This is a genomic window from Oligoflexus sp. (assembly GCF_035638955.1).
In the GTDB taxonomy this organism is placed as follows: domain Bacteria; phylum Bdellovibrionota_B; class Oligoflexia; order Oligoflexales; family Oligoflexaceae; genus Oligoflexus.
This window is the reverse complement of record NZ_DASQYZ010000490.1, coordinates 1-3,079: the sequence shown is the minus strand read 5'-3', so window position 1 is coordinate 3,079 and position 3,079 is coordinate 1. Positions and strand designations below refer to the sequence as shown.

Sequence of the window (3,079 nt, the reverse complement as noted above, 5' to 3'; positions counted from 1 at the left end):
ATTTCCTCCCGATGCATGACATTGGCGCGGAATATCGTCGCCCGACGTCCCCGTGTTTGCACCTCATCCGCTACAACTCTCATCCTGTCTTCATTCATGTCCACGAGTGCGATATCCGCACCGTCGCTGGCCAGACGCAGGGCAATGCCACGTCCTATCCCTTGTGCGGCTCCGGTTACCAAGGCGACTTTTCCGTTAATCCTCATGGTGACCCCCAAGGTTGTGTCGACCTAAAATCTTGGAAGCATATTGCGCTTATTTTTTACGAGAAAAAACTGGCAATCGTACCCAGCAAAAAGCGTTGTGAGCCGCCTCAAGTGCAAAACGGTCAAGGCGGAAGACTAATCTTTACCGGCTCAGTAGCTTCAGACCATTCATCCTGGTCGGCGGTGCGAAAGGCAAAAGTCAAAAGTCAACCAGTGTTCTCCGGCTGGGACATCCTTATCAACGGTGATACGACCTTTAACTTCAAAAGGCTGTGATGGTGCACAGGTCAACGCCTGGAAATGGAATGGAGAACGCAATTCGCTAAGGCCACAGTCATTTGGTCCATCGAAGGTTATTCATAACATATTGAAATCAAAGCAATAGTATCAAGTTTGGCGCTAAAAACAAGGTTGCCTCGTTTATAAAGCGAAACAAACTGGAGATTGCTTTATGCACCTTGGAATCCTGGTATTCTGTCTGGTTATGATGGCCTGCGGGGGCCCCCGCCCCCATGAAATCGATTCCCATCTCTATTGTTTAGGAAGCTTTGGCGACGCCTCATACATGGTTAGGATGTCCGGGACGCGGCATTCCAATCATGAATGCAAGGGCATTGGAGCCTGCTGGGGCAAGCGTGTGCCTTGGGAACCAGAGATCTTGAGCAAACTAAGTTGTTTTGAAAACTCCAAGCCAATGGAAATTCTCGAAAACGATATCTGCAAGTCACTTACAGTGACCATCGTTATCGATCGGAATGCCGGGACAGCGCGCATGCAGAACCAAGCGGTTGACAAACCTATGAGCTGCACGAGTTATACCGAGTTCCGGGATGAACATGGTTGAATCCGGTGAGATCGGCCGCCATCCTCGATAGTCAGATAAAGCGAAGAATGTGTCGGAAATACGACTCCGCCCCGGGAGGAGTCGCCAGATTCGGCTTGACTCCTTGATCCATGCGACAAGTCTCTCGATGGAATGCCGGTTTAGATAAACTTGATATTCAGATCTTGGTCACCTATCTGGTTCTGTTGCGTCTGGTTAGGTGCATGGTATTGTGCGGGATACCTCGGCAGGCCGGCTCATGCTTTTTGACACCAGAAGACACGTCTTCGAACGTCAGATCATTATGCTTCATATCCGTTGGTATCTTTCCTATAAGCTGAGCCACCGAGACCTTGAAGAGATGGCCGCGAAACTAACCCCGAATATAGCATGCAAATATTTTTATTTTTGTATGCGGGTTGCCTCAGTTATGGTTGAGAGGCATCTCACCCTCAGGGCCCGATGATATGTATGTTTTGCGAGAAAGAATTCGTTTTAGTTTTTAACGATGGGGATATAATCATGAAGAATTTTATTCACCTTTTTATATCCCTGTCGCTAAGCGCATGCTCGTTCAAGTCCCCCCTTCACTCTAAAATGCAGGGCACATATGAGTTCACTTTTCCTACACCATATTTGTTGGTGAGCTTTGAGCGAATAGGGTCCAGCCATATGCCTGACTACCCATATTTTGTGTTTGAAAGCGACACTGATCGCAATTATGCTTCTTTTGCGAAACCTCAATTGACAGAAATTAGTGATAAGATGCATGTCAAAGTAGGCTACTACTACAGGTATGCAATCGATTCGGGAACAGAGTGCCCGAAAGAATCCTAGTGAATTGGAAGGACCCGGGTTACGGTCCTGAGGGCGAGCTAATGTCTTTGCTATAGGGAGTGAAGGTTTCGATCGGGTTGGCGGCATATAGTAGGAATTCCAGAACCTGAGAGTTGATACAAAGCTTGTCAAGAGACGGCGGGGAGAACTCAGAAGATTCAGTGGAATGGCATCAAGCATGACTCAGCGGATGGTGCCGGGCCTCACCATCAGCGTGCATGTTTTACACTCTTGTAGCAGATTGGGTCAAAAACAGGAGAAGCTATGGCAGGCATTTTGAGATTGGTATTCATTGCTGGACTTATGCTGCTGAGTCGAGTTGCCTACTCAAAAGATATGTCAGGATTTCGACATTTTGTGGGTGGCGCTTTGTCGGTTGTACCGGGATTTGGACTTGGTCACGTGGTGGAGTCCCGGTGGCGTGAACGGGGGTGGATTTTTACCGCCGGCGGTGTGGTATTCTTCTTTTGGGCCTCAGGGGATAACAGGAGGGCGGCCGCGCCGGGAGTGGTTGGATATGTGGGGATAAGGATATGGGAAATGTATGACGCCATCCTTGTCCCCTTTGAAAACCAACGAAGTACCGAAATCAAACCATCAACAAATCAAAATCAAGTTGAGTCTCAATTGAGGATTATGCCCGTCCTGCTGAATTCCGCCGTTCAGGCTCAGAAAATTCGCAAATATCCAGGAATAGGAATCGTTTGGACAATCTAATTGTTCGGCTGTCTAGCTATTTCCACTTTTGCTTCACTGTTAAATTTTACAAAATTGGCGAATAGCAATGGTAAATATTTCCAGAAATAAATACCTAATAATAGTGTTGATTTGTGCAGTAGCTTTAATTTTTTGGAGCTTAAGCCAACGCGAAGTCAGAATCATTTTTGTTAATGAGGCAAAGCTCATGTCCCAGCCTCATCCTGATTTTTGCTTGAATTGCCCTGGCAGCCATGTTGTTGCAAAGATAGCGGTCGGTGAGTCGGCGACAATCCTGGATGAGGAATTTACCAAGAATTGGCAAATTTTGAAAATCAGGATCAAAGATGGATCCGAAGGATACATATTCAGGGATGTCGATTACAAGAGATTGAAAGAGGGAGCTTCTGCTGCTGCTCGAGTGCTGGGACTTTAATGGGAAGTTTCAAAACTCATTCAACGTAAGCGTAGAACCGAATCAATGTGCGATCCGCCATGGCCAGACACTGACTAATGG

4 protein-coding genes are annotated in these 3,079 nt (G+C 47.1%); 3 read left to right on the top strand and 1 reads right to left on the bottom strand.

Features of this window, described 5'->3' with window-relative positions:
- Positions 1 to 206, bottom strand: a 206-nt coding sequence (locus VE954_RS40140; protein ID WP_324963818.1) for an SDR family NAD(P)-dependent oxidoreductase, incomplete at its 3' end; no start/stop codon positions are given.
- Between the two features lie 451 nt (positions 207 to 657).
- Here VE954_RS40140 and VE954_RS40135 point away from each other — a divergent pair.
- The 3 genes from VE954_RS40135 (at position 658) to VE954_RS40125 (ending at position 2,998) form a co-directional block, all read left to right on the top strand.
- Positions 658 to 1,050 (top strand): hypothetical protein, encoded by a 393-nt coding sequence (locus VE954_RS40135; protein WP_324963816.1) that lies wholly within the window; start codon positions 658 to 660, stop codon positions 1,048 to 1,050.
- Positions 1,051 to 2,130: 1,080 nt separating this feature from the next.
- Positions 2,131 to 2,583, top strand: coding sequence for a hypothetical protein (locus VE954_RS40130; RefSeq protein WP_324963815.1), 453 nt, complete (start codon positions 2,131 to 2,133; stop codon positions 2,581 to 2,583).
- Positions 2,584 to 2,650: 67 nt separating this feature from the next.
- Positions 2,651 to 2,998 (top strand): hypothetical protein, encoded by a 348-nt coding sequence (locus VE954_RS40125; RefSeq protein ID WP_324963813.1) that lies wholly within the window; start codon positions 2,651 to 2,653, stop codon positions 2,996 to 2,998.
- Positions 2,999 to 3,079 lie beyond the last annotated feature (81 nt).

Bases quoted from the DNA above. Each gene is read 5' to 3' on its own strand.
- VE954_RS40135 (WP_324963816.1), top strand. From the start codon at position 658: ATGCACCTTGGAATCCTGGTATTCTGTCTGGTTATGATGGCCTGCGGG.
- VE954_RS40130 (WP_324963815.1), top strand. From the start codon at position 2,131: ATGGCAGGCATTTTGAGATTGGTATTCATTGCTGGACTTATGCTGCTG.
- VE954_RS40125 (WP_324963813.1), top strand. From the start codon at position 2,651: ATGGTAAATATTTCCAGAAATAAATACCTAATAATAGTGTTGATTTGT.